Genomic DNA, 23,090 nt, shown 5'->3' with positions numbered 1-23,090 from the left:
GCCAACGAAACGTATCAAAGCAAAGTCATGGGGAACGGCTCGCGAGCTACGGTTTGATGGCGGATGGAAGCCGATCGGTCCTGCCGTTTCGGTTTACAACGTTTGCGACTACGCGTTGTTGGCGAGCCAACAGATCGTCTGCCACTTCCACGAAGACACGTCGGCATACTTGACGATCGGTTGCCGTTGTTGCGACGGAAGCAGCAGTTCGAGCAGTTCATCAAGCTCCAGCAGCTCGTCGAGCTCAAGTTCCAGCAGTAGTTCTAGCAGCGACTCATCGTCCAGCAGTTCTTCGTCGCCCTCGTCATCCTCGTCATCGGGAAGTTCATCGAGCAGCAGTGGCTCGTCCAGTAGTTCGAGCATGAGTAGTTCAAGCTCGTCGAGCATGTCGTCGAGTTCCAGCAGTTCCCTGTCGTCATCCAGCAGCAGTTCGTCTGGATCTAGTTCGTCGAGTAGCGGCTCGTCTTCATCGTCGTCCGGCAGCCCGTCTTCCTCGTCGAGCAGTGGTTCGTCATCAAGCAGCCCCTCATCAAGTAGCAGTTCCGGCAGTTCTTCGTCTTCATCGAAGTCGTCACCCAGCAGCGATTCATCCTCAGACTCTTCGTCATCCGACAGCAGCGATTCCTCCCTTAGTTCGTCCGCATCCAGTAGCAGCGATTCAAGCGATAGTTCCAAGTCCTCATCAAGCAGCGACAGCAGTAGTCAATCGAGCGATTCGTCGGTCAGCAGCGATTCGAGTACATCGACGAGTCTGCCAAGCGTGAGCAGTTCATCCAGTTCAGACGGTTCGTCGTCGGCATCGAGCGGTTCGTCAGGCAGTTCGTCGGATTCGCAATCGAGCGATTCATCCAACAGCGATTCGAGTACATCGACCAGTCTGCCCAGCATCAGTGGTTCATCAAGCTCCGTGGGATCCTCGTCCGCATCCAGCGATTCATCAGATAGTTCGTCCGATTCCCAGTCCAGCGACTCATCGACAAGCGAATCGAGCGATTCCAGTACGTCGATCAGCCTGCCAAGTGTTTCAGGATCGAGTTCATCGGCGAGTGAATCGTCGTCGAGCGACTCGCAATCAAGCGAATCAGGTTCGTCAAGCGATTCATCCACCTCACAGTCAAGCGAATCAAGCAGCACGCCATCCATCAGCAGTTCGCAATCGTCCACATCCGCGAGTGAGTCGTCGACCAGCGAATCATCGACATCGGAATCAAGCCAGTCTGAATCAAGCACGTCGGAAAGTGAATCACGTAGCGAGTCAGGTTCGGAGAGCGTGCCTTCCTACAGTTGGAATTCGTCAACGAGCAGCGCAAGCGATTCTGAATCGAGTCAGTCAGAATCGGATTCCCAGTCGCAATCTGAATCAACATCGCCGTCAGCCAGTGAGTCGGGAAGCGATTCTCAAAGCGAATCAAGCATCGACCGCAGTTCTGACTCGCAAAGCTACTCAGCGAGTGCTTCGGGATCTTATTCGGACAGTGCCTCAGTCAGCGGAAGTCAAAGCGTTTCTACATCAGGCAGCGGATCGGATTCAGGCAGTGGGTCAGGATCAGGCAGCGAGAGCGATTTAGCATCCGGAAGCGGATCGGGTTCCGATTCACGATCAACAAGCACTTCAGATTCTGGCAGCGATTCGAGAAGTGATGACTCAACCAGTGTGCCAATTTCATCGAGTGGATCTGGTTCAGATTCAACCTCACGGTCGACGAGCGAATCGGGATCGGATGGTTCTGACAGCGATCGTCCCAGCACTAGTGATGATCCGAGCGTCGGCGATTCATCTGGCAGCGACAGCAATCAACCATCCGAAAGCAACGACTCGACATCCGATTCAGATCCACCCAGCGACGGTTCTGATCGTCCTAGTGAAAGTGCATCCGATAGCAGCGACGGATCCGATCGACCGAGCGAGAGCGATTCAACCGAGGAACCTTCCGAAGACAGCAGCGGATCGAGTGAACCGTGCAACAGCACCTGGATTTGGTCGTGTGGCTGGGAATTGGTTGACAGCGATTGTGAAGACCCCGGTGACCCACCCAGTTCGTCCGGTTCATTCGATGGAGCAGTAGCGGGGATGACAGCATGATGCATTGCCCTCATTTAACACCCGACAACCAATGCGAAGTGGCATGCCAACTCGCCGGTTGTCGCGTGCAAACCACGCCAGTCGCCTGCAACGCGTGCCAGACCAACGACAACCCATGCGCGATCAACGTTGTCACGATCGGCATGGCATTGGTCAACAAGAAACGCCGCAAACAAGATGTCACCGAGTTGGAAGCCCTGCTTCGCAACTACCTGCCGGACGACAACCTGATGCCGGCAACGCTGAAGATGAGCAGCTACCGGCCTGGCCCCGGCAACGAACTCAAGAAGATGATCGCTTGGTTTGCCAAGCCGAGTGAAACATGCAACTGCGAAACCCGTGTCGACACGATGAACGACTGGGGTGCCGAAGGTTGCCGCCGAAACATTGACACCATCGTCGATTGGTTACTCGAAGAAGCTCAAGTAAGAGGACTCCCCCATGGAAGGTTTACAGCAACAGTCGCCCGCAGTCTCGTCAAAACTGCCATCCGCAAGTACGAGCGGAAATTCCCCGAAGGGGCACCCGAACCAGACCAGGACGATCCGGAGGACGAATTCGATCGTTGAACGCTGCTTCTTGATGAACCTCGATCGCCGTGACGATCGACTGCAGGATTGGATGCGGCAGCTTCCCGAACCGTGGCCGTTCCCCGAACCCGAACGCTTTACTGCGATCGACGGCCGCCGCGTCGCGACACCCCCGCAGTGGCGAGCGGGCAACGGAGCGTGGGGATGCTACCGATCGCATCTGCTGATTCTCGAAAAATGCCTGCTCGAACACATCGACTCCTACGTCGTGTTTGAAGACGACGCCGGATTCGGCGACGACTTCTGTGATCGGCTGCAACAGTTCATTGCGGAACTGCCAGCCGACTGGGGCATGGCGTATCTCGGCGGACAGCACTTGTACGCCGGCAAGAACCCTCCTCACAAAGTTAGCGAACATGTCTATCGCCCCTACAACGTGAACCGCACACACGCGTTCATGGTGCGCGGGCGTGAGGCGATGAAGACACTCTATCGCCATCTAACGTGGAACGACTGGCACACCAAGCATCACATCGACCACCACCTCGGTCGATTGATCCAGCGTCGCTACCAAGCTCTCGTGCAAGGCAAGAACATCCAGAAGGAATCCATCGCGGTCTACACGCCCGATCGCTGGCTCGTTGGACAACTGCCCACGAAATCCAACATCTGCGGTCGCAAATGGAGTCAAACGCGGTTCTTCAATGACGCCAAGAACGCCGACCATTCGGACGCACCGTTCTTCGCCGTGCTCGGCCCGCACCGCGCCGGCACTTCGTGCGTCGCGATGGTCATGCACCATCTCGGCGTACACATGGGCAATCAACTCGGTGGCTACGAAGCGACCGGAGGCGGCGAGGCACTCGGATTGTCGCAGCTTTGCGAAAAGGTGATGCGTTTCCCGGCGACGGACCCGAATGTCAGCGACGACCAACTGACTCAGATGCTCAAGTCGTGGATCGTCAGTCGAAAATCGGAAGCGAACCGTGACAAGACGGTCGCTGGGGCGAAGTATCCGCATCTGTGTCGGTTCGTGAATCACCTTCACGCCGGGCTGGGCGATTCACTGCGAATCGTCTCCGTCGAAAGAGACATCGAGGCCTCGATTCGTTCGCTGCAGAACCGTAGCGAGAAACATCGTGGCCAATGGTTCGCGGCAAACGATGAGCAGTGTGAAGTTCTGCAACACAGTCTCCGCGATCACCGAGACAACTTCATCGCTGAACATCCCGACGTGCCAGTATTCCGGATCGAGTTCGCCGAGTTGGTGACGTATCCCGAAGAAGTGATCGGCAATCTGGTCGAGTTTCTCGGCATCACGCCGACGCAGGATGAGATCCAGTCGGCGATCGAGCACGTCAATCCTGATCTCCGAAAGTTTGGGTGAGCAACATGGTGAAAAGTATTTCAATGGCAGACATTACATTCTGCATCAAGACGATTCACCGTCCGTGGTCCTGCCATCGTCTGGTCGAATCGCTGCGTGAGCACATTGCAAACCCAACGATCGTCGTCGTCGATGACGGGCGACCGGAACTACGTTTCAGCGAGAAGTATCCAGAAACCGCCAAGCATTGCACGATCATCAATCTTGATCGACACGACGTGGGCGTTGGGGTCGGACGTAACGCAGCAATCGACGCATCGCAAACCGAGTACATCTTTCTGCTCGACGACGATCATGTTGTCACGGCGGACTTTCACATCGACCGCGTTTGCGAGTACTTCGCCAGCCACGAACTTGACATCCTCGCCGTACGCCAAGGTGGAGGTGGTCGCCCCACGATGCTTTCGCCGCTAATGAACGGCAAACGCATCTGGATGCATCGTGGTGAAAGGAAACGCATCGGCACCGTCGCGTGGTGCGACATGGTCAGCAATGCGTTTCTGGCTCGTAAGGAAACGATCGCGACGCTGCGTTGGGACGAAGCCCTGAAAACTTACGAGCACTGGGAGTTCTTCTACCGAGCGAGTCACCTTGCCAAGCTTCAAATCGCGGTCGCCACTGATTGCTCGGTTGTCCATGCCCACGTTGCCGGCACAGGCTACCGCGATCTGCGTGGTCGATCCAAGTTCCGAGCGATGGGGCTTCGCAAGCACGGTTTCCACTCTTTGCGCTACCCAGGAGGTCAAATCGTCCGTGCGTAATCAAGCCACTTTCTGCATCAAGACGATTCATCGTCCGCATTGCTGTGCCGCACTCGTTCGCAGCATTCACGAACACTATGGCGAAAACCGTCCGCTGATCCACGTCCTCGATGACGGAAAACTAGAGTTGCGATTCTCGGCCGTGTGCCCCGACGAAGCTGCAATGGTCGATCGACTGATCGAGACCGAGTACGACATCGGACTATCCGCTGGTCGCAATCGGTTGCTCGATGCTGGCGACACACCGATCGTCATCTTCGCGGATGACGATCACCTCGTTACGAATCAAACGCGATTGCCCGACTTGATCGCGACGCTCAACAAACATCACGACCTCGATTTGCTGGCAGCCCTCAGTAACAACGAGGAACGTCCGCGAATGCTACGAGTCGACGGGAGAACTCTGCGGATCGCATTCGGCAGTTACAGACAGCGGCGCTCGATTCGCTGGTGTCACTACGTCGGCAACTGCTTTGTTGCCTACCGCGACATCTTGCAAGCGATCCGTTGGGATGAATCGCTGAAGGTCGAAGAACACTGGGACTTCTTCTGGCGAGCAAAAATCGCTGGCATGAACGTCGCGGTCGATCTGAATCACTCGTTCAAACACGAGCACGTCGACCCGACTGGCTACAAGCGGCGACGACCAGAGTTTTTGAAAGCCGGATTAGACAAACACGGATTGGAGAAAGTCGTATGGAAATGAAGCGAATCATTGCAGTCCTCGACTTGCCACCACGGCGAGCATCACAGAACGTGCGGGAAAGCTATGAGGCAGCCGCAAAACGATGGGGCGCGGAGGTGCTTTGGATTAGCGAGCACCTACACCCTGTGCATCCGTTTTGGCAGAAGATGTTTGTTTGCGATCACGTCCAACAAGAGTTTGGGCCGGCACACGTGCTGCAACTCGACAATGACATGCTGATCCGATCGGACTGCCCTTCGCCGTTTGATCTACTGACTCCGAACCAGTTTGGATTGGTGGCTGAGCGTCAGTCTGCAAACAATCGCATCGACAATGGCGGTTGGCAACAGCGGGCTCACGAGATTTGGGCTCGGCGATGCGGTGTTCGGCCAGCACTCACTTGGCTGCACCCCAACGGAGGTCTCTATCTGTATGGCACCGAAATGTATGGACTGATGTTCGCTCGCATCATCCGGCATTTAATTCCAACTTGGGGAGCCAGCGACCAAGCCACCGACGAGTCGCTAATCATCAACCAGCTCTACAACGATCATCCTGGCTACATCAAATTCTTGCCGCCCGATTTCAACGTCAGCATGGTCTACTCGCCCGCCTGGGCCATCAATCCGGTCATGCAATCCTATATCTATCATTTCGTCGGTCGCTCGAAGGATCACCTTGGCGATTGTCGTTGGCAACGGCGGGATCCACCCGAGTTGCCATTTCCAGGCAACGTTCATTCGCAAGAACTGATGCAGCAATGGGGCGACGATCCGCCGACCGAATACGACGTCGGTCCGATTTTCACACCGCAATTCGCCGCGAACTTGCTGGCTATCTATCCAGAATTGATTGTCACAGGCCACTGGTCCGACGAGCCGGTCAGATTGGATCGACGAATGCTCAGCCATACCGAAACCGGATCGTCGCACCTGGTGCTTACCCGTTTTCTGCTGCAGCTTGGAATCAACGCTCGACGGTTCCGCCTTCGCGTCAAGGAGGATGCTGATGCAACGCTACAACTTGCCGGCACTTGAATATCACTTGGCTCATGGCTGCAATCTGTCGTGCCAGCAATGCAGCCACTACAGCGACCATCATTTGCCCGGTGCGATGCCAACGATCGAGCAAGCCGATGCTGACTACCAGAGGTGGTCGAATCGTCTGAAGCCGACTCGGGTCGCGTTGCTCGGGGGCGAGCCATTGTTGAACTCCGCGATTCTGGAACATATCAAGCTCGCGAGGCAGCATTGGGACAGCAACTTGATGCTGGTATCCAACGGGTTTTTCCTGCATCGGTTTCCCGAGCTACCGAAAGTACTCGTCGAAACGAATTGCCGACTCGAAGTCAGCCAGCACGGGACGCACGATGAATACGTCAAACGATTCCGCGAAGTCAAACACCTCGTTTGGCGTTGGCGAGAACAGTTTCCCGGAATCTGCATCAAAATACGACAGTCGCATCGCGGCTGGATGCGTCAATACAAGGTCGCCAACGGTAAACCAATGCCGTTCGACTCACGGCCGGACGCCGCATTCAAAGTCTGCATGCAGAAGACTTGCACGCAGCTTTACGAAGGCAAGCTTTGGAAATGTCCCGCACTAGCCTATTTCGCCAAGCTCGAATCCAAACTGCGTTTGCACGACTTACCTCAGTGGCAACTCTTCCGCGACTACCAAGCGTGTTCGCCCAACGCCACTGACGCTGAATTGAAAACCTTCCTCGAAACCAAAGCCATCCCGCAGTGCGGCTTGTGTCCCAGCAAACGCACCGCATTCTCCCATCCCGATCCTTTGCAACGGAGTGCCCTGCGATGACGTATCCTTCCGACTATCCCGAAATGCCGCCGTATCCTTTCGTGCCGCCGTTTGATCCGCCTGGCAGCGAACCGCCGTACGATCCCGAGGAAGACGACGATGGGCCAATCATCCTCACACCGCCGCCGTTGCCGCCACCACCGGTGTGGCCCGACGAATATCCGCCAGGCACACCCGATCCTGGCCCACGTCCGCCGTGGTGGCCCGACGACTACCCTTGGCCGGCTCCACCCGAAGAACCGGTTGTGATCGAGTCACCGCCGCCGATTCACGTTTGGCCGCGACTGCCGCCGGACCATCCCTATCACGTCCCGCCCGGCTACTCGGCTCCTGACAACTTGCCGCCAGGTCACCCCGGCGAAGCCTATCCTGGAATGCCCGATTATCCCGTCGTGCATCCAGGTGATTGGAGCGACGATTGGCCGAGCTATCCAGGCTTGTACGACGATTGAAATTCGTAGTCACGCAAAACCTTTTTACACACAAGCCAGCATCACGCTGGCTTGTGTCGTTTTGCATCGCCGGTATTCGATTTGTTGAACGGAATGTACAACTAGCACTTCGTAACGAAACGTTTCATTTCAACATGGAGACACGAAGTGGCCAAGAAGAAAGCAACCAAAGCAGCCGTCAAGAAAACGCCTGCCAAGAAGAAAGCATCAACACTCAACGACATCTACGATCAGGTTGCCAGAAAAGCTGACACGCAAGGTGTGAAAATCAACGTCGCCGAGACCAAGCGAGTCCTAGCGTGCTTTTTCGACGTGCTCGAAGACTACAAACCAGCCGATGCGTTCGACTTCGTCGCCAAGGGTCTGAAGCGTGCAGGAACTCGGCGTCGCTAGGATGACGGCGAAGCAGGTTCTATCAACCCTTCGTGAGGTGGCTCGCGAAGATAAGGCAGCGTTCTTGCCTGGGTTCTTTAAGGCTGTGCCCGGCGGGTACGGCGAGGGCGATCGGTTTCTTGGTTGCGTGGTGCCGGACCAGCGAAAAGTGGCTCGACAGTTTCGTGATTTGTCGCGGGATGAATTGCTGAAGCTGTTTGCTTCCCCTTGGCATGAGTGCCGATTGACCGGAATGTTGATTCTGGTTGGTCAGTATGAGACCGCAGCGAAACCGAAGAATCCTCATCGCGATTTTGAATGTCGCGAGATCGTGGAGTTCTACTTGGCGAATCTTGGTGCGGTGAACAACTGGGACATCGTTGACACGACCGCTCCAAAAATCCTTGGGGCATGGTTGGTGGAGCATTTTGACGAGCGTGGCGTGCTGGATCGGCTTGCCGCCAGCGACGTGTTGTGGGAGCGACGTGTGGCAGTATTGGCTACTTTGTCGCTCATCAAGAATGACGAGTTCGAGGAGATCGTCGAACTTGCCGAGCGTCTGATGGGCGACGGGCACGACTTGATGCACAAGGCGATCGGATGGATGCTTCGGGAAATGGGCAATCGCGACCAGCGTCAACTGGAAAAGTTCTTGAAGAAGCACGCTAAGGCGATGCCGCGAACGATGCTTCGTTACTCAATTGAAAAGTTGTCGAGGGAAGACCGAACGAAATGGATGACCCAGTGACCCGGCAGCTTGTTGATAGAGTCGAGACCATCGTGCGTGAACGTATGGACGGACAAACCGCCGGTCACGGCATGGATCATGTGCTGCGGGTGCTGGCATCGGCTCGCGCGATTCAAGCGGAGGCCGGAGGCGATTTGGCGATCATTGAGCTGGCGGCATTGCTGCACGATGTCGGCGATGCCAAGTTTCATGACGGCGTTGAGCGTAGTGCCGAGTTCGCTCGTGAGATCCTGAGTGGTCTGGGTGCGGAGGATGATCTGATTGAACACGTCGCTCACATCGTCGACAACATTTCGTTTCGCAAAGGCGAGTCGGCCAAACCGCTATCGCTTGAAGGTCAGGTCGTTCAGGATGCCGATCGGCTTGACGCACTTGGGGCGATCGGGATCGTACGCACGATTGAATACGGCGCGGCATTCGGTCAACCGTTCTACCTAGCTGAGGCGAGCGATGCCAAAACGGGTGTCGGTCACTTCTACGAAAAGCTCTTCAAGCTCAAGTCGTTGATGAACACTGACGCTGGCCGGCGAATGGCCGAGGACCGGGAAGCGTTCATGCAAACGTTTCTGGACCAGTTCATGCGTGAGAGCGGCGAAATCGCCTGACGTTCTCAGTGCCGCTTCTTACTCTTCCAGGTGCCGCCGTATTGATAGTGCGGGTTGGCTGGCTTGACCTTCTCTAGGCAGGCCGGGCAGACGAAGATCCAGTCGCCGTCCTCTTCGATGCGAACTCGGTAGAGCACATCGTTCGTCTCGGTACATCGCGAACAGGGTTTCGTGCGAATGCGTTTGATCTTCGCCACTTCGCTAGCCTCGCTGCGATTTGGCTCGGAAACGACGTTGTTCATCGCCAGCGTTGGTTTCTGCGAACTTGGCCTCGTGTTTGGTTGTTCGGCCGTGCGTTCGCTTTCGCCACATTTTGAACGAGCTGGCGGTCATCTCTCGTCGCATCAGCTTGATGACGTCGCCAGGCGTGAGGCCGAACTGGTCGCGGATCGCGTCGAAGCTCGTCCGATCCTCCCACGCCATCATGATGATGCGGTCAATCTGGCCTCGCGTGAGTTCGTCGCTGGATTCGTTGGGTTTGAGATCGGCCATCATTCAGTTCGTTTTGAGTTTGCCTCGCCATTGGAGGCTTTCACGATTCCAGTGAGCGAGTATTTCTGTGTCGCCAGCGAGCAGGGTTTCGGCTAAGGCGATCGCTTGGGTGAGTTTTTGGTTGTTCAATTGTTTATAGGCGACAAGGCGTCGGTCGAGATGGTCGTACCAACAGCCCTGAAACAACTGATCGAGGATGATTCGCATGAAGCAATGATCGTCCTTCACGATCCAACCGTCGAGACTTGCCTTGGCAGGTAATTCCGTTCGGGTCAGCGCAAGGTAGCGATCTTGAAGGTCATAGCGATGTGGATCGCCAATTTCGTCTGCGGTACTAATACATGATTATTGCTGTCGGTCAAACGATCGGCTCGTTTCGATTCGACGTTTCGTTCTGGGCTCGGGCGACTTCGTTCGATCGTCTAGAATCACGCCATACAACTTACGAGCCGACGATTTGAAACACCATGAGTGACTATCCCTTCAACTTCGACGTCAAGATCACCGAGACGCTGGTCTACTTGCCGAAGCACATTGTTTCGCAGTTGGACTTCAGCAAATCGAAGCGTCTGCGGATTGACGGCGAAATCAATGGCATTCGGATCGAATGCGGTTTGATGCCTGACAAGGGCAAGTGGTGCTTCATGGTGTCAAAGAAGCTGCAAAAGCTGTGCGGCATCTCGCCCGGCGATACGGCAAGTGTCAGTTTCGACATCGCGGACTCCGAAGCGGTGGTTGTTCCGAAGGAGTTGCGGTTTGCTCTCGAAGCGAACGATGCAGCGATGTCGGTGTGGGACAAATGGACCGCCGGCAAACGCCGTGCTCAATGCCTTCGCGTCTCATCGGCGAAGAAGGTGGAGACTCGGGAGCGTCGCGCCGAAGAAGTGATCGCCTTGTGTCTCGCGGAACTGGGGATGCAAACTGGCGTCACCGCTTGGCAGGCGTTTGAGAACCTCGATATGCGAGCGGGCACGATCACCGCTGTCGAAAATCTTCCCAAGGCTCGCAAACCAGCGTACAAGGTCACGGCTGATTTCGGTGCGGAACTGGGCACGAAACGCACTAGTGCTCAGGTCACAGCGAACTACACCAAAGACGAGCTGGTGGGACGGCAAATCATCGGCGTCGTGAACATTCCGCCGAAGCAGATCGGTACGTTCATGTCTGAGTTTCTGATCGTCGGATTCTATCGCGACGACGGATCGGTCATCCTGGCGGTCCCGGACAAGTCGATTCCCAACGGAGCCAAGTTGGCATAGCGAGAACCACCATGACTGATGCAGAAAAACAGAACCTCGTTGAATTGCTCGATTCACTGGTGATGGCGGCGGTACCGAAATCGACCAAGGTCACGAAGTACGGTGGGACGCTTTACACGTTGAAGCCGGACGAGAAGGAGGGGCAGTTCTGTGGTGTGTTTCCGTACAAGGCACACGTGCAACTGTCGTTCGCCAAAGGAAACGAACTCGACGATCCTGATGGCTTGCTCGAAGGCGGCGGCAAGTTCCGACGGCACCTGACGTACAAAAGCCTGGATGATGTCGATGCAAAGATCGTCAAACGATTCACGAAGGCTGCCGCAAAGCTTGGGGCGAAATCGTCGTGACAAGTGAACGGGAGAAAATGTTGGCTGGCGAGCTCTATGATCCGAATGACCCGGAGTTGGCCGAGGCTCGAATGATGGCGCGGACACGCTGCCAAACGATCAACACGAGTGCACCCTGCGACGAAAAGCTACGACGCAGCGTCTTGAAGGAACTGTTTGGCAGCGGCGGCAATTCCGTTTGGCTCGAACCGCCCTTTCGCTGTGACTACGGGACCAACATCTATCTCGGGGAGAAGGTCTACTTCAACTTCGATTGTGTGATCTTGGATGTTTGCGAAGTTCGGATCGGGAACAAAGTTTTCATCGCTCCCGGCGTTCACATCTATGCCGCCACGCATCCGCTCGAAGCTGAATTGCGGCGCACTCAAGAATTCGGCAAGCCAGTCACGATCGGCAACGATGTTTGGATCGGCGGCAAGGCGGTCATTTGCCCCGGCGTGGGCGTCGGTGATCGCAGCGTCATCGGTGCCGGTAGCGTCGTGACGAAGGACGTGCCGCCTGGTGTCGTCGTTGCGGGCAACCCGGCCAAGGTGATTCGCAGTCTCGCGTGACCTCACGCCCGTGGAATTAAAACCATCGTTCTCGACTTGACGACGAAGATCGCCGCTCAGTCGGAATCCGACTGGTAAGCACCGGCTGAATACGTCAGTTCGTAACTGTGTGAATAGATCTCGATGATATTTCCAAAAGGATCTTCACAGTACACCATGCGGTAGGGTTTTTCGCCGGGATAGTACTCGCGGACCGGCATCCGCTGCTTGCCTCCGTTGGCGACAATCTTCTTCGCGAGGCCCTCGACGTCTGGATCCTGAACACAGAAATGGAAGACGCCGGTCTTCCAGTACTCAAAGTTATCCGCTGGCTTTTCGGCGTTCTTAAACTCGAACAACTCGACACCGACTCGGTCACCGGTCGCAAGGTGGGCGATTCGGAATCGCTCCCAGCCTTCTCCGAAGACATCATCGCACATGACTCCAATCGCCGAGTCGTCCGATTTAATTTCGGTGGGCGGCATGATCACATACCATCCCAACGTTTTCGTGTAGAACTCGACGGCCTGGTCCAAGTCAGTGACGGAAATCCCGATATGGGAGAAGCTTCGTGGATATGTCATAGGGAGATATTCGGTGGAGTGCGGGGTTGGCGAACGCAGTGCGTTGGCTATCACGCCTGGTCAGCACCTTTCGGTGGACTTGGGCACGTGGAACCTTTGCAACGTCATACAAGATCGCTGAACTTCTGGCCAATCGTACCAGCAAGCATGATCCGTCGTCGATGACGTTGTTGAATGTTCTTTTCTTGAAGGTGACTAGTTTTCAACGACGACTTTGCCCATCGCTTCTCCGCTCTCCAAGCGAGCGTACGCTTGACTACGTCGAAAAATGCCGTTGTGGCACCAATGGCAGGGGTGGCATTGTCAACGCGTTTCAGTCCGCTCGATTTGCCACGTTTTCTCGCACGCGATTCCAGGCTGGCTTGTTCTTTCCATCGTTGGTTTGCAGACCGAGCGTTCCAAGATATTCGGCAAACGCCGGTAGTTCGACGCCGTAGTATTTCGTCATCGCGTTTACTTCGGACTCGGACAGGTCGCACGTCCAGACGAAGTTGATCACCGGAACGGCTTCGACATGCTTGTCCCAAGCGGCAAACATCGCGTCGACAAATGCGGCCTGCTGGGCCAGCGAGCTGCCGCAAGCACTACCGCTTGGATAGCCGGCCTCGAGCAGATGCACTGGCTTGCCTGCTGCGGCTTCCATCATCGTGGCGAAGTCGGCCTCGATGCTCGATGGCGGTCGGACTTGAAACGTCTCATCGAGTGGGTAGTAGGTCAACATGCAAACGTCCGCCGACGTTTCAAGCTTTGCGTACTCGGACGCGAGTGTGCCAGTCCGTCCCGCAAACGTGATTTTGACGCCGATCGGAATATTGGGATGATGAGTACGAATGTGGTCGGCGACGGCATTAAAGAAAGTGGTGTAGCCCGCAAGTTCATCAGGATGATCTGCGAACAAGCCGTCAACTTCGTTGCCGACCGCGATCGCTTGAATGGTCGCTTCGGGAAGTTGAGCTAACGTCCAGTCCACCCATTTGCAAAATGCGTCGATGCGTTCAGGCGAGTCCCAACGCGTGTCCTGTAGGTGCTCGGGGATTCTCAGTGTGTTGGTGTCGATCGGGTTCAGCGATAGGACTATGGCGGTGTCGATCGCTGGGTAGACTTCGTTCGCCATCGCGGCAAACTCGCTCTCGTATTTCGCCGGAGCAGTTTCGACTTCGTCCCATTGCTGAGGCAGTTCGATGAACTGAATGCCAGCGTTTTTCGCCGATGCAAATGCGAGTTCGTAACCGATGCTGCCCTCGGTCACCCCAAATCCAAGCTTGCGGTCTGCCATCGTGCCAACCGGCGGGTCGACGGACTGCGAGTTGCATCCGAGGCAAGAAATCGCCGCCAGCGATGTGACAAGGATTCGATGGATGTGGCGGAACATGGGTTTCACTTCAACTAGTCGCGAGGCAGTGTTTAAGGAGCAAACTAGATGTTCGCTCACTCAGACCAGTATTTCGGATGGTCCAAGGCTTTTGAGCAGCGGACGGTTCCCTTGCAATTCTCGATCGTTCCAGGCGTCAGCTCCGTCACCATCCACGCGTCTGCGTTTTGAGGTGGGATTGGGTAGGTTGCTTGGATACCCTGGACACCTGCGGGCCGGAACCCGAACCGCGAGTAGTAGTCGGGATAGCCCAGAACGAAGACGAGGTCGACGCCGGATTCCTCCAACAGGCGTAACCCGGTTTCGATCAAACGACCGCCAATCCCCTGACGTTGTCGATCTTGCACAACCGCCAGCGGTGCGAGAATCCTTGCACTGACTTGGGCATGGTCCGGTTCGATGCTCGCGGATGTAAAGAGTAGGTGCCCGAAGAGTTCGCCGTCCGATTCAGCGATGAGCGACAGCATTGGCTCGCCGGAATCGTCATCGAGCATCTCATCGACGAGCTTGGCGATCACTTCTCCATCGGCCTCGCCAAAGGCATTCATATGGACCGCAAGAATCGCAGCGCGATCCTGCTCCGTGGCGTTGCGAATCTTCACTTCGGCTTGTGTCATGATTGGCGGGCCAAGAGCACGAGAATGCAACTGCCGTCGTCGATGACGTTGATGCCGGCTTCGCGTTCCGATTCACTGGCCTGCTCGTGTTCCGCCCCAGGCTGCATCCAGATGTGCTTCACGCCAGCCTCGATTGCGTCGGCGATGACTTGCCGGGTGACTTCTGGTGGCGTGATGATTGACAGTGCTTCGGGGACGATGGGAAGGTCCGCGATTTTCGGATAAGCCTTGTGGCCTTCGATTTCTTCGGTGACCGGGTTCAGCGGATACGTCTCGCGGCCGGCGGCCAGGAGGGCTTTGAAGACCTTGTAACCGTACTTGTGTGTGCGGGCCGAGGCGCCGGCGACTGCATAAGTTTTCGCTGCGAGAAACTTTTCGATTGAGTGCATAACGAGTTTCTTATCGAGGGTTGGCTCTGCATCAACAAAGCTTGCAACTACGGTTTCAACAATGCTCTATCGCGTTAAACTAACCTCATGGAACAACTGCGTGAACTACACTTCGATGATCTGAACGCGGCGATTGACGAGGCGCGGTCTCTTCTGAGGAGCGGCTACGACCGCAGTGGCAATTGGTCGCTCGGGCAAATCTGCCGCCATCTGGTACTCGTGCAAGATCCGAGTGTCGATGGTTATCCGAAGTGGATGTCACTGTTTGCGTTCTTGCGTCCTGCAATGCGACGGATCCTCTTGCCGAAAGTTGTCAGCGGCGATTCACCTCGCGGAATTCGTACAGCGTCGATGTTCGTTCCGCCCGTGGAACTGGATGACGTTCGAGAAGTTGACGCTTTCGCTGCGAGCGTGGCTCGGTTCTACGCTCACCTTGGCGACTACGCTCCGCATCCAGCGTTTGAGCGATTGCCGCGTGAGAGGATTGAGCAAATTCATACTGCACATGCCGCTCATCACCTGCGTTTCCTAAAACCCCGCGACTAATTCTTTTTTCGCGTGCTATGAGTACTTTCGAGTCTGAGCGGCGTTTCATGTTCGTGTGAGGCATTGTCGGCTAAGAATGTTTTTTGCAGAAGCTGACATTTTTGGCGAACCATCTGGCCGCGAGAGAGTCTATCTCTCCGAACACACAAGTCACATTCACAGACGAGCGAGTAACGAGCTTTCTGATGTTATCAAGAACCCAATCCAGTCGACTCGAACAGATACACGAAGGCAGTCTCTTCGGCGGGCAACCGTTGAATACAGATAATGCCCCGGCGTATCCGCGTCTGATGTGACACTTGCTTTCATTAGCGAACGACTTCTTCATGAAGGCTCGGTGTCACCAAGACATCGAGCCTTTTTTCGTGTCCGCATCGAACGGACAACCCCAACAACGAACCCAATTTGGGCTGGTAGCTGAGACGGTCTAGCGGCGGTCTGAAGAACCGCAGACGAGGATTCGAGCGCCTCCCGGCCCACTGACAAGGAAAATATGCGCCGACGGAATCATCCGCGGTGAGAGGAACAAGCAACATCGGATACAGGTGCAGATGGAAGCACGCCTGGTTTGGGACCAGGAGGCTCTCGGTTCGACTCCGAGGTGTCCGACTTTTTGAAACGACAACATGGTAGTCGAGGGCTGGTCGCCCAAATCCGCCTGATACGCGGGTCGCGCTGAGTTCGATCCTCGGGGCTACCACTTGCAACAACAACACGAAAGAGAAACCAACATGCTGCCTTCATTGCGATTGAAACGCATAGCCGCGACTGAAAAAGTGGGGCTGTGGTGTAACTGGCAGCATGACGGACTTTTAATCCGTTCGGTGAGGGTTCAACTCCCTTCGGCCCCATTGCTACGCATCGGCGTGTAGCTCAGGGGTGAGAGCGGCGTCCTTATAAGGCGACGGTCGCGGGTTCAATTCCCGCCACGCCGACTGAACGAAACAACAACGACACACATGGGATTGTGGCAGACAAGGTAATGCATCGGACTCTTAATCCGAGCGATGTGAGTTCGATTCTCACCGATCCCACTTGAGACATTTGGAAACAAGCACTGATGGTCTAACGGCAAGACTCCTCCGTCGTAACGAGGTGATGCGGGTTCGATTCCGGCTCGGTGCTCTTGAACGCTTCGGCGTCATTGATCTTTGACAATTTGGTAGTGATGCATTTTTGCGCCCATGATGTAGCGGTAGCCTGCTGCCTTGCCATGGCGGAAGTGTGGGTTCGACTCCCACTGGGCGCTTTGCAGAATCCGGTGTGGCCCAATGGTAAGGCGGCTCCCTGTTAAGGAGACGAGTGATGGTTCGAGTCCATCCGCCGGAGCTTCGCGAAGTTTGAAGGGTGAAGCGAGAAGTGTGGAATAGCTCGCTTCGTTCCACACCTCGCCCTTCAAACTTCCGCATATTTCGTGTCCTTGGCCGAGCGGCAAAGGTTCCGGATTTCCAATCCGGCTAGGTGGGTTCGACTCCCGCAGGACACTCTTTCGATTGTGAAAACTCTCTCCGGCGCGTAGTCGCGACGTGAGCCTTTGAAGCTCGCAGATCGGGTTCAATTCCCGGACGGAGTGCTGTTGTTATTGAAGACCAAACGCCGGAGTAGCAGTTGTTGGTCGCTGCACCTCGCTCTGAACGAGGAGTTCATTGGTTCGATTCCAGTCTCCGGTGCTGTGGCCAGATCTGGTGTTGGTTTCCAGAGACTCACTGTGAATGAGTTTGGCGCCGGTTCAATTCCGGTTGGTCACCTGACGCGAACATTTTCGGTGGCAATTTCCTCTGGGAAGGAAGCTTGATTGTCTATCAAGTCGCTGCGGGTTCGACTCCCGTTGCCATCGCTTTCAATTCGCCGCATTCGACTACTGGCTAGGTCGGCTGCTTCTCAGGCAGCAGGAAGGAGATCGAAACTCCTATGCGGTACTCGCTTCGATCGAAGCAACCAAACGGCGTGGTAGATTCTGATGGCAGAATCGTCTGGTTTTCATCCAGGAGTCCGCGGGTTCGATTCCCGCTCACGTCACTGCGTTTGATAACGCACTACGGAAGTCACCCGGCCGGATGAGGACACTGTCTTGAAAACAGCTGCGGTCAAAAACCGTTGTGGGTTCGAGTCCCACGGCTTCCGCTTGTTCGATTGATACATGGGAGCGTTTCCACACGGGAGGTTGTAACCCTTCTGCCTTTAATTGTGTGGTAGTCGGCGAGAGGTGCGATTCCTTGCGTTCCCACTTGTTTTGAAAAGTTTCACACGTCTCTGGTGTAACGGTAGCACTGCTGATTCCAAACCAGTTAGTCAGGGTTCAAATCCTTGGGGACGTGCTCTTCGGATCGACAACATGGTCCTGTGGTCCAACGGCGACGACACCTGTTTTACATGCAGGAAACGATGGTTCGATTCCATCCGGGACTACTGCTGGCGTCGGAGTGACGATCGCTTTCATTTACCAAGGGAGAACGATAATGTCCAGCAATGTGAAGTACGTGCAATGTGCGATGAGACGCAGCATCGCCGGCGGATCAGTGCGAACGACATCGTACATCCCGCACGAGTTTGCGAAGGTCGGCCGCGCGCTGAGGCTGAAAGACGACAACGTCGGTTGGGTCGACGGCTGGGTGGTCGAGTGCGTCGGCGATGTGATCGTCGAAGGCGACCAGATTCCTGATACGCACAAGGCGATCAAGAACCATCGCAAGTCGACCGGCGACAGTGCTCCTCGATTGCATGCGTAACACGTTGGCAGCCAAGGGAAGGACGCGGTCGGTCGCGTCCTTTCCCGCGGCACCAGCGATCAACGCCTAGGTACGCCAACCGGCCGAGCGGCTCGCTTTAAACCCGAGTGTTTGCAGGTTCGACTCCTGCTCTGGGCACTGACAAAGAAACAACACGGGGCGCTCGTCCAACGGGAAGACATCTGTTTTGCACGCAGAAAATCGGGGTTCGATTCCCCGGTGCTCCACTCACGCTGAGGTAGGCCAACGGCGAGCCGCTTGTCTTAGGAACAAGTGCTTGCGGGTTCGACTCCCGCCCTCAGTACTCATTTAACATGCTGTGGTACGCAAACCGGCAAAGCGGCGAATTTCAAACGTTCGTGTTTGAGGGTTCGACTCCCTCCCGCAGTACTTCGATGCAAACAGCCAAGTGGTGGAACCGGTAGACACGCGACACTCAGAATGTCGTGCCCACAGTGGCGTGCGAGTTCAACTCTCGCCTTGGCTACTTCAACACTGCAGGTGCGACAGGTGTCCAACTGACTTTCATGAGGTCGGTGTGCTCGGCTCGATACCGAGACCTGCAACTTTCAATGCAAACAACAACGCGGATGGGCCAGTGCCCAGCCAGGTTTCATATGCCAGGCACGTCGGGTGCGACCCCCGAATCCGCTACTTCCGATGGTCGAGTACGCAAACAGGCAAAGCGGCAAGCATGAGAGGCTTGTGATTTTGCAGGTTCGACTCCTGTCTCGACTACTCACAAAACGATCGCGTGGTCCAGCGGCTAAGACGCCTGCGTGACAAGCAGGAGACCGATGGTTCGATTCCATCCGTGATCACTGATGCAATCGGTCTGTAAGTGTTGCGGCAGCACGCGTCTGTGGTATGGACGAAGACCGGGTTCAATTCCCGGACGGACCTCTGATGAAAACAAATGGGCTGGCATGTTCCAAGGCGGCGACTGACTCTTGCAAAGTCGGTGGAAGGTTTCGATTCCCGTCCGGTCCACTCTCAATTTTAGTTTACGGAAGGCAGCCGGATACGGTTTGCCGGGCCGCACTGCTAACGCGTGCCACCTTCGGGTGATGAGGGTTCGACTCCCTCGCCTTCCGCTTGTTTGCAAACGGCTCGATGGTGAAACGGAAATCACCTCTGGCTTCTAACCAGAAGTTCCGGGTTCGATTCCTGGTCGGGCTACTGATACGACACCAAGCCGACGTGGCTCGATTCAGAAAGACGCTGCTCTTGTAAAGCAGATCATGCTGGTGCGAACCCAGTCGTCGGCTCTTGTAACTTAATGACCAATAACATGACTCGTGGGTGTGCTGGATAGCATGGCAGTCTTCGAAACTGTCGGACCAGGTTCGATTCCTGGACGGGTTACTTGCCTCGGCGGCGTCAGGAGCGAGCAACCATTTGGTTCCTGCGATCACCTCTCGGAATGAACGCTCAGAATTTCCACATCTGAAAGCTTGTTCTCCACATCGGCTCCGCTCCGAGGCTCCTTACACAATTCGTGAAACGCAAACATCGAAAGGAGGTGCGATATGATGATTACAGGTGCAGGACGAGAGTTCATCATCAAGGACACGCACCGCGGCTTGTACTACGAAGACGGCAAGCTAACCAAGGTGCTCGAAGCCGGCCGGTACAAGATTCCACCGCACAAGCAGTGGTTCAAGGAACTGCCAACGGTCGAGTGCATGCTGGTCGACATCCGCGAACGCGAACTGACGATCAAGGGCCAGGAAATCCTGACCGCAGACAAGGTCGCGATTCGCGTGAGCATCCTGGTGCAGTTCCGCGTGACCGATCCGAAGGCTGCGATCCACACAGTGGACGTGTTCGAGGATCGACTTTACAGCGACGTGCAATTGGCGGCGCGTCGTTCGCTGGCGTCGATGAATCTGGAAGAAATCCTGACCAACCGAAACCGGTTAAGTGAAGACATCCTTTCGGACGTGACGGAGTCAGCGAATGGATACGGTGTTGCGATTCGTCGAGCCGACGTGAAGGACTTGATCTTCCCAGGAAACCTGCAGGAGATCATGAATCGCGTGTTGGCGGCGGAACGACAAAGCCAAGCCCAGTTGGTGGAAGCACGAACGCGAGCGGAAGTCGAGCAGATCGAATCCGAATCGCGAGCGGAAATCACGCGGCGAGATGCTTCGACGGACGCAGAAGCACTTCGATTGCGAGAGCAAGCGGAAGCCGAATCGTTGCGAGCAAAGGTGGACGCGGAAACGCAAGCCTACGAGCAACGAGCGAAGGCAGCAGGAGTGTTGGAAGGACACCCAGCGCTGTTGCGATTGGCTGAGCTTGAAACGCTTCGTGATTTGGCAAAGAACGCCAACGCACGACTGTATCTCGATCTCGAAAGAGGCCGAGTCAGTCACGATGAATAATCGTCGATGACGAATGATTCGCGAAGGATGCGAACCATACCGAGTCGATTGATGTCACTTACGCAGTGCCGGCACGCAATGTTTGCCGGCGCTGCCTATGTTCTCGGAGTGTGCCGGATTCGCACGCGACTTTGCGAAGGTCGTAGACCAGGTTCGATTCCTGGCGAGAGCACTGACTGATCGACTGCAGACTCGGATTACATCTTGAAAATGTGAACCATCTGAGTTGTCCCTTCGTCGGTCCGTCTTTGAAGGATTCAATACTTTCACTCTCAAGCCGGAGCAGACCAATGCGACACGACAACCAACATGACTGCGACGAAGACCTCTGCTTTCGAGCCGATGAGCAAACGTCGTAAAGGCTACCCGTCGGAAACGAAAGTCAAACGCGGAGTCCGAATCATCCAAGGCAAGCAGCTCGAGGAAAAGCTCGGTCGCAACGACCGATGCCCATGTGGCAGCGGTCAGCGATTCAAACGTTGCTGCCTACGATCGGGGCGTCTGTGATGGCGTCAACCGCGACGACTACTTTTAGGGACGACGACTGAAAGAACACGCTCGTGGCAAACCCGCGAGCGACAAAACGCTGGAGCCAGATGGCTAGGCGGCCGGCTGCAACCCGGTTCAAGTGGGTTCGACTCCCACCAGCGTTTCTTGGTCGACCAACTGACGAATCGGACTACATCTTTGCTAAAGGCCCGTCTGATTCACACTCCTTCGTTGGTCGATCACAACACAAAGTTCAACTGCCTGCTGGGAATACATGAGGAGCCTAAGGTAGCGATGTCGGGCGACCGGCTAGTGAATGGCGTCTGAGTCTCTTGCAGACGAAGGGGCCAGTCAACGATCAGCAACCGCTGAAACGGACGTTCTTACCCTCTCAACAACAACTTCGTTGGACTTTTACAAAACATGGCGACTGCCGGCTTGGAATCCATCCACCAATGATTGCGTCCAGTGAGTCTGGAGATCGTGGCAACACGATCGGTAGGTTCGATTCCTACACGTTAGTGATCTGAGTTAACACTTCGTCGCCACCAATACACGATTGACTGCCTAATCGGACTACATCACCTCGGGTGTCGTGGGTTCGAGTCCCACCGATGTGAACCTTGTGTTCGCTTCGTAGCTCAGTTGGTAGAGCATCGAATCTGTCTGGTTTACAAACTTCGTCGATCGTTTTTTCAAACAACAACAATACAAGGCGACTGCCGGTTCGGAGTACATAGGTTAGAGCGCGTCGTGAGAGCGACGAGGTCGCGGGTTCAAGCCCCGCCTGTCAAACGCAAGGTTGCCAGTAGCTCAGGAAAAAACCTCTGACCACAAACTTCGTCGCCCACCGTACACGACTAACTGCCGCATCGGAGTACATCGACTCTTAATCGAAAGGTGTGGGTTCGATTCCCACCGAGCAAACTTCGGTTCGCTCGTAGTTTAATTGGCAGAACATTTTCTCTGATCAACCACTTCGTTAGTCGCGTTTTCCACAATCGTCTCGAGAGACTGAACTATGCGTGTTTTACATTCCTGTTTCGCCATTACGACCGGCCGCGAGTAATCCAGCTCGCTGCTCAACAGAGAACACACATGCACAATTCATTCTTTCACCGATTGCGGAAACATGAAAACCACAACCGAAAGCCGATCCAAAACCGTGACCACCGTCGCGGCCAGGATCGCTGGCGAAGACATCGCCAAAGGTGACTACGTCACCATCCTCAGCGAGATCATCGAGCTTCCGTCCTACTTATGGAGCTGCTCGGGCATCTCACAACCAATCGACGAACCCGTAAGGACTCGCTACCTGCCACGTGCAGTCGGCGAACTGCACAAAGTCGTCGCCGTTTGCTTGCCGTTCGTTTATGTAAAGCGACCCAAGGGCAACCTGACCGCTTTCGACACACGGCAGCAACAACTCGTCCGGCTTGACCGGGACAACGGCCGCTCGCTTTGGAAACAAATGCGAAAGGCTGCGAAGAAGAAAACGAAATAGTTAGCGCACACGATCGACTGCCGATTCGGAGTACATGCTTCAGGAGCCGGATGTCGTGGGTTCGAGTCCCACCGCCCCAACTTTCATTCAGAAACTCAGGGGCGTAGCTCAGTGGTAGAGCGCCGTAAACCCTCTGATCACAACTTCGTCGATCGCGCCTTTTTTGCATCACTACTTCAACACACAACACATCGAAACACACTCGGCTGCCGGCTCGGAGTACATGGCACGACCGAAAGGTCCAGCGGGTTCGAGCCCCGCCCCGCTAGCTTTCACGAAAGTGACACGGGTCTCTGACCAACCCTTCGCCGAGTGCTTTTCGATGCAACAACACAAAACCATCGTGCTGCGAAACGGCCCCACTTCGTTCGGGGCGTTTCCACGCGGTGGCAAGACACACGATC

General features: G+C 55.5%; 29 protein-coding genes and 27 tRNA genes. 45 read left to right on the top strand and 11 right to left on the bottom strand.

Annotated features, from left to right (window positions below; translation table 11 throughout):
* Positions 1-108: 108 nt before the first annotated feature.
* The 4 genes from FHS27_RS03525 to FHS27_RS03510 all read right to left on the bottom strand — a co-directional run bounded on the left by FHS27_RS03525 (position 109) and on the right by FHS27_RS03510 (position 2,088).
* Positions 109-675, bottom strand: a complete 567-nt coding sequence (locus tag FHS27_RS03525; protein ID WP_184301749.1) for a hypothetical protein — start codon at positions 673-675, stop codon at positions 109-111.
* 27 nt (positions 676-702) lie between these two features.
* Complete coding sequence (locus FHS27_RS03520) at positions 703-1,230, bottom strand: hypothetical protein (RefSeq protein ID WP_246419050.1); 528 nt, start codon at positions 1,228-1,230, stop codon at positions 703-705.
* Between the two features lie 264 nt (positions 1,231-1,494).
* Entirely contained in the window at positions 1,495-1,794 is a 300-nt protein-coding gene (locus FHS27_RS03515; protein ID WP_184301746.1) for a hypothetical protein, read from the bottom strand.
* On the bottom strand, positions 1,795-2,088 hold the full coding sequence (locus tag FHS27_RS03510) for a hypothetical protein (protein ID WP_184301743.1): 294 nt from the start codon (positions 2,086-2,088) through the stop codon (positions 1,795-1,797).
* Between FHS27_RS03510 and FHS27_RS03505 the strand changes: the two genes are divergently transcribed.
* From FHS27_RS03505 to FHS27_RS03460, 10 genes are all read left to right on the top strand, one after another.
* Complete coding sequence (locus tag FHS27_RS03505) at positions 2,080-2,652, top strand: hypothetical protein (RefSeq protein ID WP_184301740.1); 573 nt, start codon at positions 2,080-2,082, stop codon at positions 2,650-2,652. The two genes, FHS27_RS03510 and FHS27_RS03505, sit on opposite strands and share 9 nt — an antisense overlap.
* 13 nt (positions 2,653-2,665) lie before the next feature.
* Complete coding sequence (locus FHS27_RS03500; RefSeq protein WP_184301737.1) at positions 2,666-4,000, top strand: glycosyltransferase family 25 protein; 1,335 nt, start codon at positions 2,666-2,668, stop codon at positions 3,998-4,000.
* A gap of 23 nt (positions 4,001-4,023) precedes the next feature.
* The gene (locus FHS27_RS03495) at positions 4,024-4,761 is read left to right on the top strand and encodes a glycosyltransferase family 2 protein (protein WP_246419049.1); all 738 of its coding nucleotides are present in this window, start codon (positions 4,024-4,026) and stop codon (positions 4,759-4,761) included.
* Complete coding sequence (locus FHS27_RS03490; protein WP_184301731.1) at positions 4,754-5,467, top strand: glycosyltransferase; 714 nt, start codon at positions 4,754-4,756, stop codon at positions 5,465-5,467. The genes FHS27_RS03495 and FHS27_RS03490 overlap by 8 nt, the downstream gene beginning before the upstream one ends.
* Complete coding sequence (locus FHS27_RS03485) at positions 5,464-6,483, top strand: hypothetical protein (RefSeq protein WP_246419048.1); 1,020 nt, start codon at positions 5,464-5,466, stop codon at positions 6,481-6,483. Before FHS27_RS03490 ends, FHS27_RS03485 begins: the two co-directional genes overlap by 4 nt.
* Complete coding sequence (locus tag FHS27_RS03480) at positions 6,455-7,264, top strand: radical SAM protein (protein WP_184301725.1); 810 nt, start codon at positions 6,455-6,457, stop codon at positions 7,262-7,264. The genes FHS27_RS03485 and FHS27_RS03480 overlap by 29 nt, the downstream gene beginning before the upstream one ends.
* The gene (locus FHS27_RS03475) at positions 7,261-7,716 is read left to right on the top strand and encodes a hypothetical protein (RefSeq protein WP_184301722.1); all 456 of its coding nucleotides are present in this window, start codon (positions 7,261-7,263) and stop codon (positions 7,714-7,716) included. The genes FHS27_RS03480 and FHS27_RS03475 overlap by 4 nt, the downstream gene beginning before the upstream one ends.
* 147 nt (positions 7,717-7,863) lie before the next feature.
* Positions 7,864-8,109, top strand: coding sequence for a hypothetical protein (locus tag FHS27_RS03470; RefSeq protein WP_146395796.1), 246 nt, complete (start codon positions 7,864-7,866; stop codon positions 8,107-8,109).
* A gap of 1 nt (position 8,110) precedes the next feature.
* Positions 8,111-8,836, top strand: a complete 726-nt coding sequence (locus FHS27_RS03465) for a DNA alkylation repair protein (protein ID WP_184301719.1) — start codon at positions 8,111-8,113, stop codon at positions 8,834-8,836.
* A complete protein-coding gene (locus FHS27_RS03460; protein WP_184301716.1) occupies positions 8,821-9,441 on the top strand; it encodes an HD domain-containing protein in 621 nt (206 codons plus the stop codon). Before FHS27_RS03465 ends, FHS27_RS03460 begins: the two co-directional genes overlap by 16 nt.
* A gap of 5 nt (positions 9,442-9,446) precedes the next feature.
* On the opposite strand, the gene FHS27_RS03455 is transcribed toward FHS27_RS03460, so the two are convergent.
* The 3 genes from FHS27_RS03455 to FHS27_RS30710 are packed head-to-tail and all read right to left on the bottom strand — an operon-like array spanning position 9,447 to position 10,140.
* Positions 9,447-9,638 (bottom strand): hypothetical protein, encoded by a 192-nt coding sequence (locus FHS27_RS03455; RefSeq protein WP_221224849.1) that lies wholly within the window; start codon positions 9,636-9,638, stop codon positions 9,447-9,449.
* A 4-nt stretch (positions 9,639-9,642) separates the two neighbouring features.
* The gene (locus FHS27_RS03450) at positions 9,643-9,933 is read right to left on the bottom strand and encodes a TIGR03643 family protein (RefSeq protein WP_221224848.1); all 291 of its coding nucleotides are present in this window, start codon (positions 9,931-9,933) and stop codon (positions 9,643-9,645) included.
* Positions 9,934-9,936: 3 nt separating this feature from the next.
* Complete coding sequence (locus FHS27_RS30710; protein ID WP_221224847.1) at positions 9,937-10,140, bottom strand: hypothetical protein; 204 nt, start codon at positions 10,138-10,140, stop codon at positions 9,937-9,939.
* A gap of 260 nt (positions 10,141-10,400) precedes the next feature.
* Here FHS27_RS30710 and FHS27_RS03440 point away from each other — a divergent pair, with 260 nt between their 5' ends.
* The 3 genes from FHS27_RS03440 to FHS27_RS03430 are packed head-to-tail and all read left to right on the top strand — an operon-like array spanning position 10,401 to position 12,090.
* Positions 10,401-11,192: a tRNA-binding protein gene (locus tag FHS27_RS03440; RefSeq protein WP_184301707.1), complete on the top strand. Its 792-nt coding sequence runs from the start codon at positions 10,401-10,403 to the stop codon at positions 11,190-11,192.
* 11 nt (positions 11,193-11,203) lie between these two features.
* Positions 11,204-11,539: a DUF1801 domain-containing protein gene (locus tag FHS27_RS03435; protein ID WP_184301703.1), complete on the top strand. Its 336-nt coding sequence runs from the start codon at positions 11,204-11,206 to the stop codon at positions 11,537-11,539.
* Positions 11,536-12,090 carry a sugar O-acetyltransferase gene (locus FHS27_RS03430; protein WP_184301701.1) on the top strand — a complete coding sequence of 185 codons (555 nt, stop codon included), beginning with the start codon at positions 11,536-11,538 and terminating at the stop codon, positions 12,088-12,090. The genes FHS27_RS03435 and FHS27_RS03430 overlap by 4 nt, the downstream gene beginning before the upstream one ends.
* Before the next feature lie 56 nt (positions 12,091-12,146).
* On the opposite strand, the gene FHS27_RS03425 is transcribed toward FHS27_RS03430, so the two are convergent.
* The 4 genes from FHS27_RS03425 to FHS27_RS03410 all read right to left on the bottom strand — a co-directional run bounded on the left by FHS27_RS03425 (position 12,147) and on the right by FHS27_RS03410 (position 15,031).
* Positions 12,147-12,653 carry a lactoylglutathione lyase family protein gene (locus FHS27_RS03425; RefSeq protein ID WP_184301698.1) on the bottom strand — a complete coding sequence of 169 codons (507 nt, stop codon included), beginning with the start codon at positions 12,651-12,653 and terminating at the stop codon, positions 12,147-12,149.
* 313 nt (positions 12,654-12,966) lie between these two features.
* A complete protein-coding gene (locus FHS27_RS03420; RefSeq protein ID WP_184301695.1) occupies positions 12,967-14,025 on the bottom strand; it encodes a hypothetical protein in 1,059 nt (352 codons plus the stop codon).
* Positions 14,026-14,081: 56 nt separating this feature from the next.
* The gene (locus tag FHS27_RS03415; protein WP_184301692.1) at positions 14,082-14,642 is read right to left on the bottom strand and encodes a GNAT family N-acetyltransferase; all 561 of its coding nucleotides are present in this window, start codon (positions 14,640-14,642) and stop codon (positions 14,082-14,084) included.
* A complete protein-coding gene (locus FHS27_RS03410) occupies positions 14,639-15,031 on the bottom strand; it encodes a CoA-binding protein (protein WP_184301689.1) in 393 nt (130 codons plus the stop codon). Before FHS27_RS03410 ends, FHS27_RS03415 begins: the two co-directional genes overlap by 4 nt.
* A gap of 87 nt (positions 15,032-15,118) precedes the next feature.
* On the opposite strand from FHS27_RS03410, the gene FHS27_RS03405 reads away from it, so the two are divergent.
* The 32 genes from FHS27_RS03405 to FHS27_RS03250 all read left to right on the top strand — a co-directional run bounded on the left by FHS27_RS03405 (position 15,119) and on the right by FHS27_RS03250 (position 22,686).
* Positions 15,119-15,577, top strand: a complete 459-nt coding sequence (locus tag FHS27_RS03405) for a DUF1569 domain-containing protein (RefSeq protein WP_184301687.1) — start codon at positions 15,119-15,121, stop codon at positions 15,575-15,577.
* Positions 15,578-15,984: 407 nt separating this feature from the next.
* A tRNA-Phe gene (locus FHS27_RS03400) sits at positions 15,985-16,056 on the top strand.
* 57 nt (positions 16,057-16,113) lie between these two features.
* Positions 16,114-16,186, top strand: a tRNA-Pro gene (locus tag FHS27_RS03395).
* Between the two features lie 169 nt (positions 16,187-16,355).
* Positions 16,356-16,428 (top strand) — tRNA-Lys (locus FHS27_RS03390).
* A gap of 11 nt (positions 16,429-16,439) precedes the next feature.
* A tRNA-Ile gene (locus tag FHS27_RS03385) sits at positions 16,440-16,512 on the top strand.
* A gap of 26 nt (positions 16,513-16,538) precedes the next feature.
* Positions 16,539-16,611: transfer RNA gene (locus tag FHS27_RS03380), tRNA-Lys, on the top strand.
* Positions 16,612-16,631: 20 nt separating this feature from the next.
* Positions 16,632-16,702: transfer RNA gene (locus tag FHS27_RS03375), tRNA-Thr, on the top strand.
* 53 nt (positions 16,703-16,755) lie between these two features.
* Positions 16,756-16,826 (top strand) — tRNA-Gly (locus tag FHS27_RS03370).
* An 8-nt stretch (positions 16,827-16,834) separates the two neighbouring features.
* Positions 16,835-16,906, top strand: a tRNA-Asn gene (locus FHS27_RS03365).
* A gap of 85 nt (positions 16,907-16,991) precedes the next feature.
* Positions 16,992-17,063 (top strand) — tRNA-Gly (locus FHS27_RS03360).
* A gap of 109 nt (positions 17,064-17,172) precedes the next feature.
* Positions 17,173-17,247, top strand: a tRNA-Gln gene (locus FHS27_RS03355).
* A gap of 94 nt (positions 17,248-17,341) precedes the next feature.
* A tRNA-Asp gene (locus FHS27_RS03350) sits at positions 17,342-17,414 on the top strand.
* Positions 17,415-17,521: 107 nt separating this feature from the next.
* Positions 17,522-17,596, top strand: a tRNA-Glu gene (locus tag FHS27_RS03345).
* A 21-nt stretch (positions 17,597-17,617) separates the two neighbouring features.
* Positions 17,618-17,701 (top strand) — tRNA-Ser (locus FHS27_RS03340).
* A gap of 123 nt (positions 17,702-17,824) precedes the next feature.
* Positions 17,825-17,895, top strand: a tRNA-Trp gene (locus FHS27_RS03335).
* Positions 17,896-17,914: 19 nt separating this feature from the next.
* Positions 17,915-17,986: transfer RNA gene (locus FHS27_RS03330), tRNA-Val, on the top strand.
* A 50-nt stretch (positions 17,987-18,036) separates the two neighbouring features.
* A complete protein-coding gene (locus FHS27_RS03325) occupies positions 18,037-18,306 on the top strand; it encodes a hypothetical protein (protein WP_246419047.1) in 270 nt (89 codons plus the stop codon).
* Positions 18,307-18,370: 64 nt separating this feature from the next.
* A tRNA-Leu gene (locus FHS27_RS03320) sits at positions 18,371-18,444 on the top strand.
* Between the two features lie 18 nt (positions 18,445-18,462).
* Positions 18,463-18,533 (top strand) — tRNA-Ala (locus FHS27_RS03315).
* A 5-nt stretch (positions 18,534-18,538) separates the two neighbouring features.
* Positions 18,539-18,610 (top strand) — tRNA-Leu (locus FHS27_RS03310).
* 12 nt (positions 18,611-18,622) lie between these two features.
* Positions 18,623-18,696: transfer RNA gene (locus tag FHS27_RS03305), tRNA-Leu, on the top strand.
* A 13-nt stretch (positions 18,697-18,709) separates the two neighbouring features.
* A tRNA-Leu gene (locus FHS27_RS03300) sits at positions 18,710-18,793 on the top strand.
* A gap of 175 nt (positions 18,794-18,968) precedes the next feature.
* Positions 18,969-19,044: transfer RNA gene (locus FHS27_RS03295), tRNA-Leu, on the top strand.
* A gap of 10 nt (positions 19,045-19,054) precedes the next feature.
* Positions 19,055-19,127: transfer RNA gene (locus FHS27_RS03290), tRNA-Val, on the top strand.
* A gap of 187 nt (positions 19,128-19,314) precedes the next feature.
* Positions 19,315-19,400, top strand: a tRNA-Ser gene (locus FHS27_RS03285).
* A 13-nt stretch (positions 19,401-19,413) separates the two neighbouring features.
* Positions 19,414-19,485: transfer RNA gene (locus FHS27_RS03280), tRNA-Arg, on the top strand.
* 15 nt (positions 19,486-19,500) lie between these two features.
* Positions 19,501-19,574 (top strand) — tRNA-Thr (locus FHS27_RS03275).
* A gap of 25 nt (positions 19,575-19,599) precedes the next feature.
* Positions 19,600-19,671, top strand: a tRNA-Arg gene (locus tag FHS27_RS03270).
* A 164-nt stretch (positions 19,672-19,835) separates the two neighbouring features.
* A complete protein-coding gene (locus tag FHS27_RS03265; protein ID WP_221224846.1) occupies positions 19,836-20,693 on the top strand; it encodes a slipin family protein in 858 nt (285 codons plus the stop codon).
* Between the two features lie 309 nt (positions 20,694-21,002).
* On the top strand, positions 21,003-21,200 hold the full coding sequence (locus tag FHS27_RS03260; protein WP_246419046.1) for an SEC-C metal-binding domain-containing protein: 198 nt from the start codon (positions 21,003-21,005) through the stop codon (positions 21,198-21,200).
* 75 nt (positions 21,201-21,275) lie between these two features.
* A tRNA-Cys gene (locus FHS27_RS03255) sits at positions 21,276-21,346 on the top strand.
* 968 nt (positions 21,347-22,314) lie between these two features.
* Positions 22,315-22,686 carry a hypothetical protein gene (locus FHS27_RS03250; RefSeq protein ID WP_184301684.1) on the top strand — a complete coding sequence of 124 codons (372 nt, stop codon included), beginning with the start codon at positions 22,315-22,317 and terminating at the stop codon, positions 22,684-22,686.
* Positions 22,687-23,090: the final 404 nt, after the last annotated feature.

The organism is Aporhodopirellula rubra, from assembly GCF_014192335.1.
GTDB lineage: Bacteria > Planctomycetota > Planctomycetia > Pirellulales > Pirellulaceae > Rhodopirellula > Rhodopirellula rubra.
This window is presented reverse-complemented; position numbering and strand designations above follow the sequence as displayed.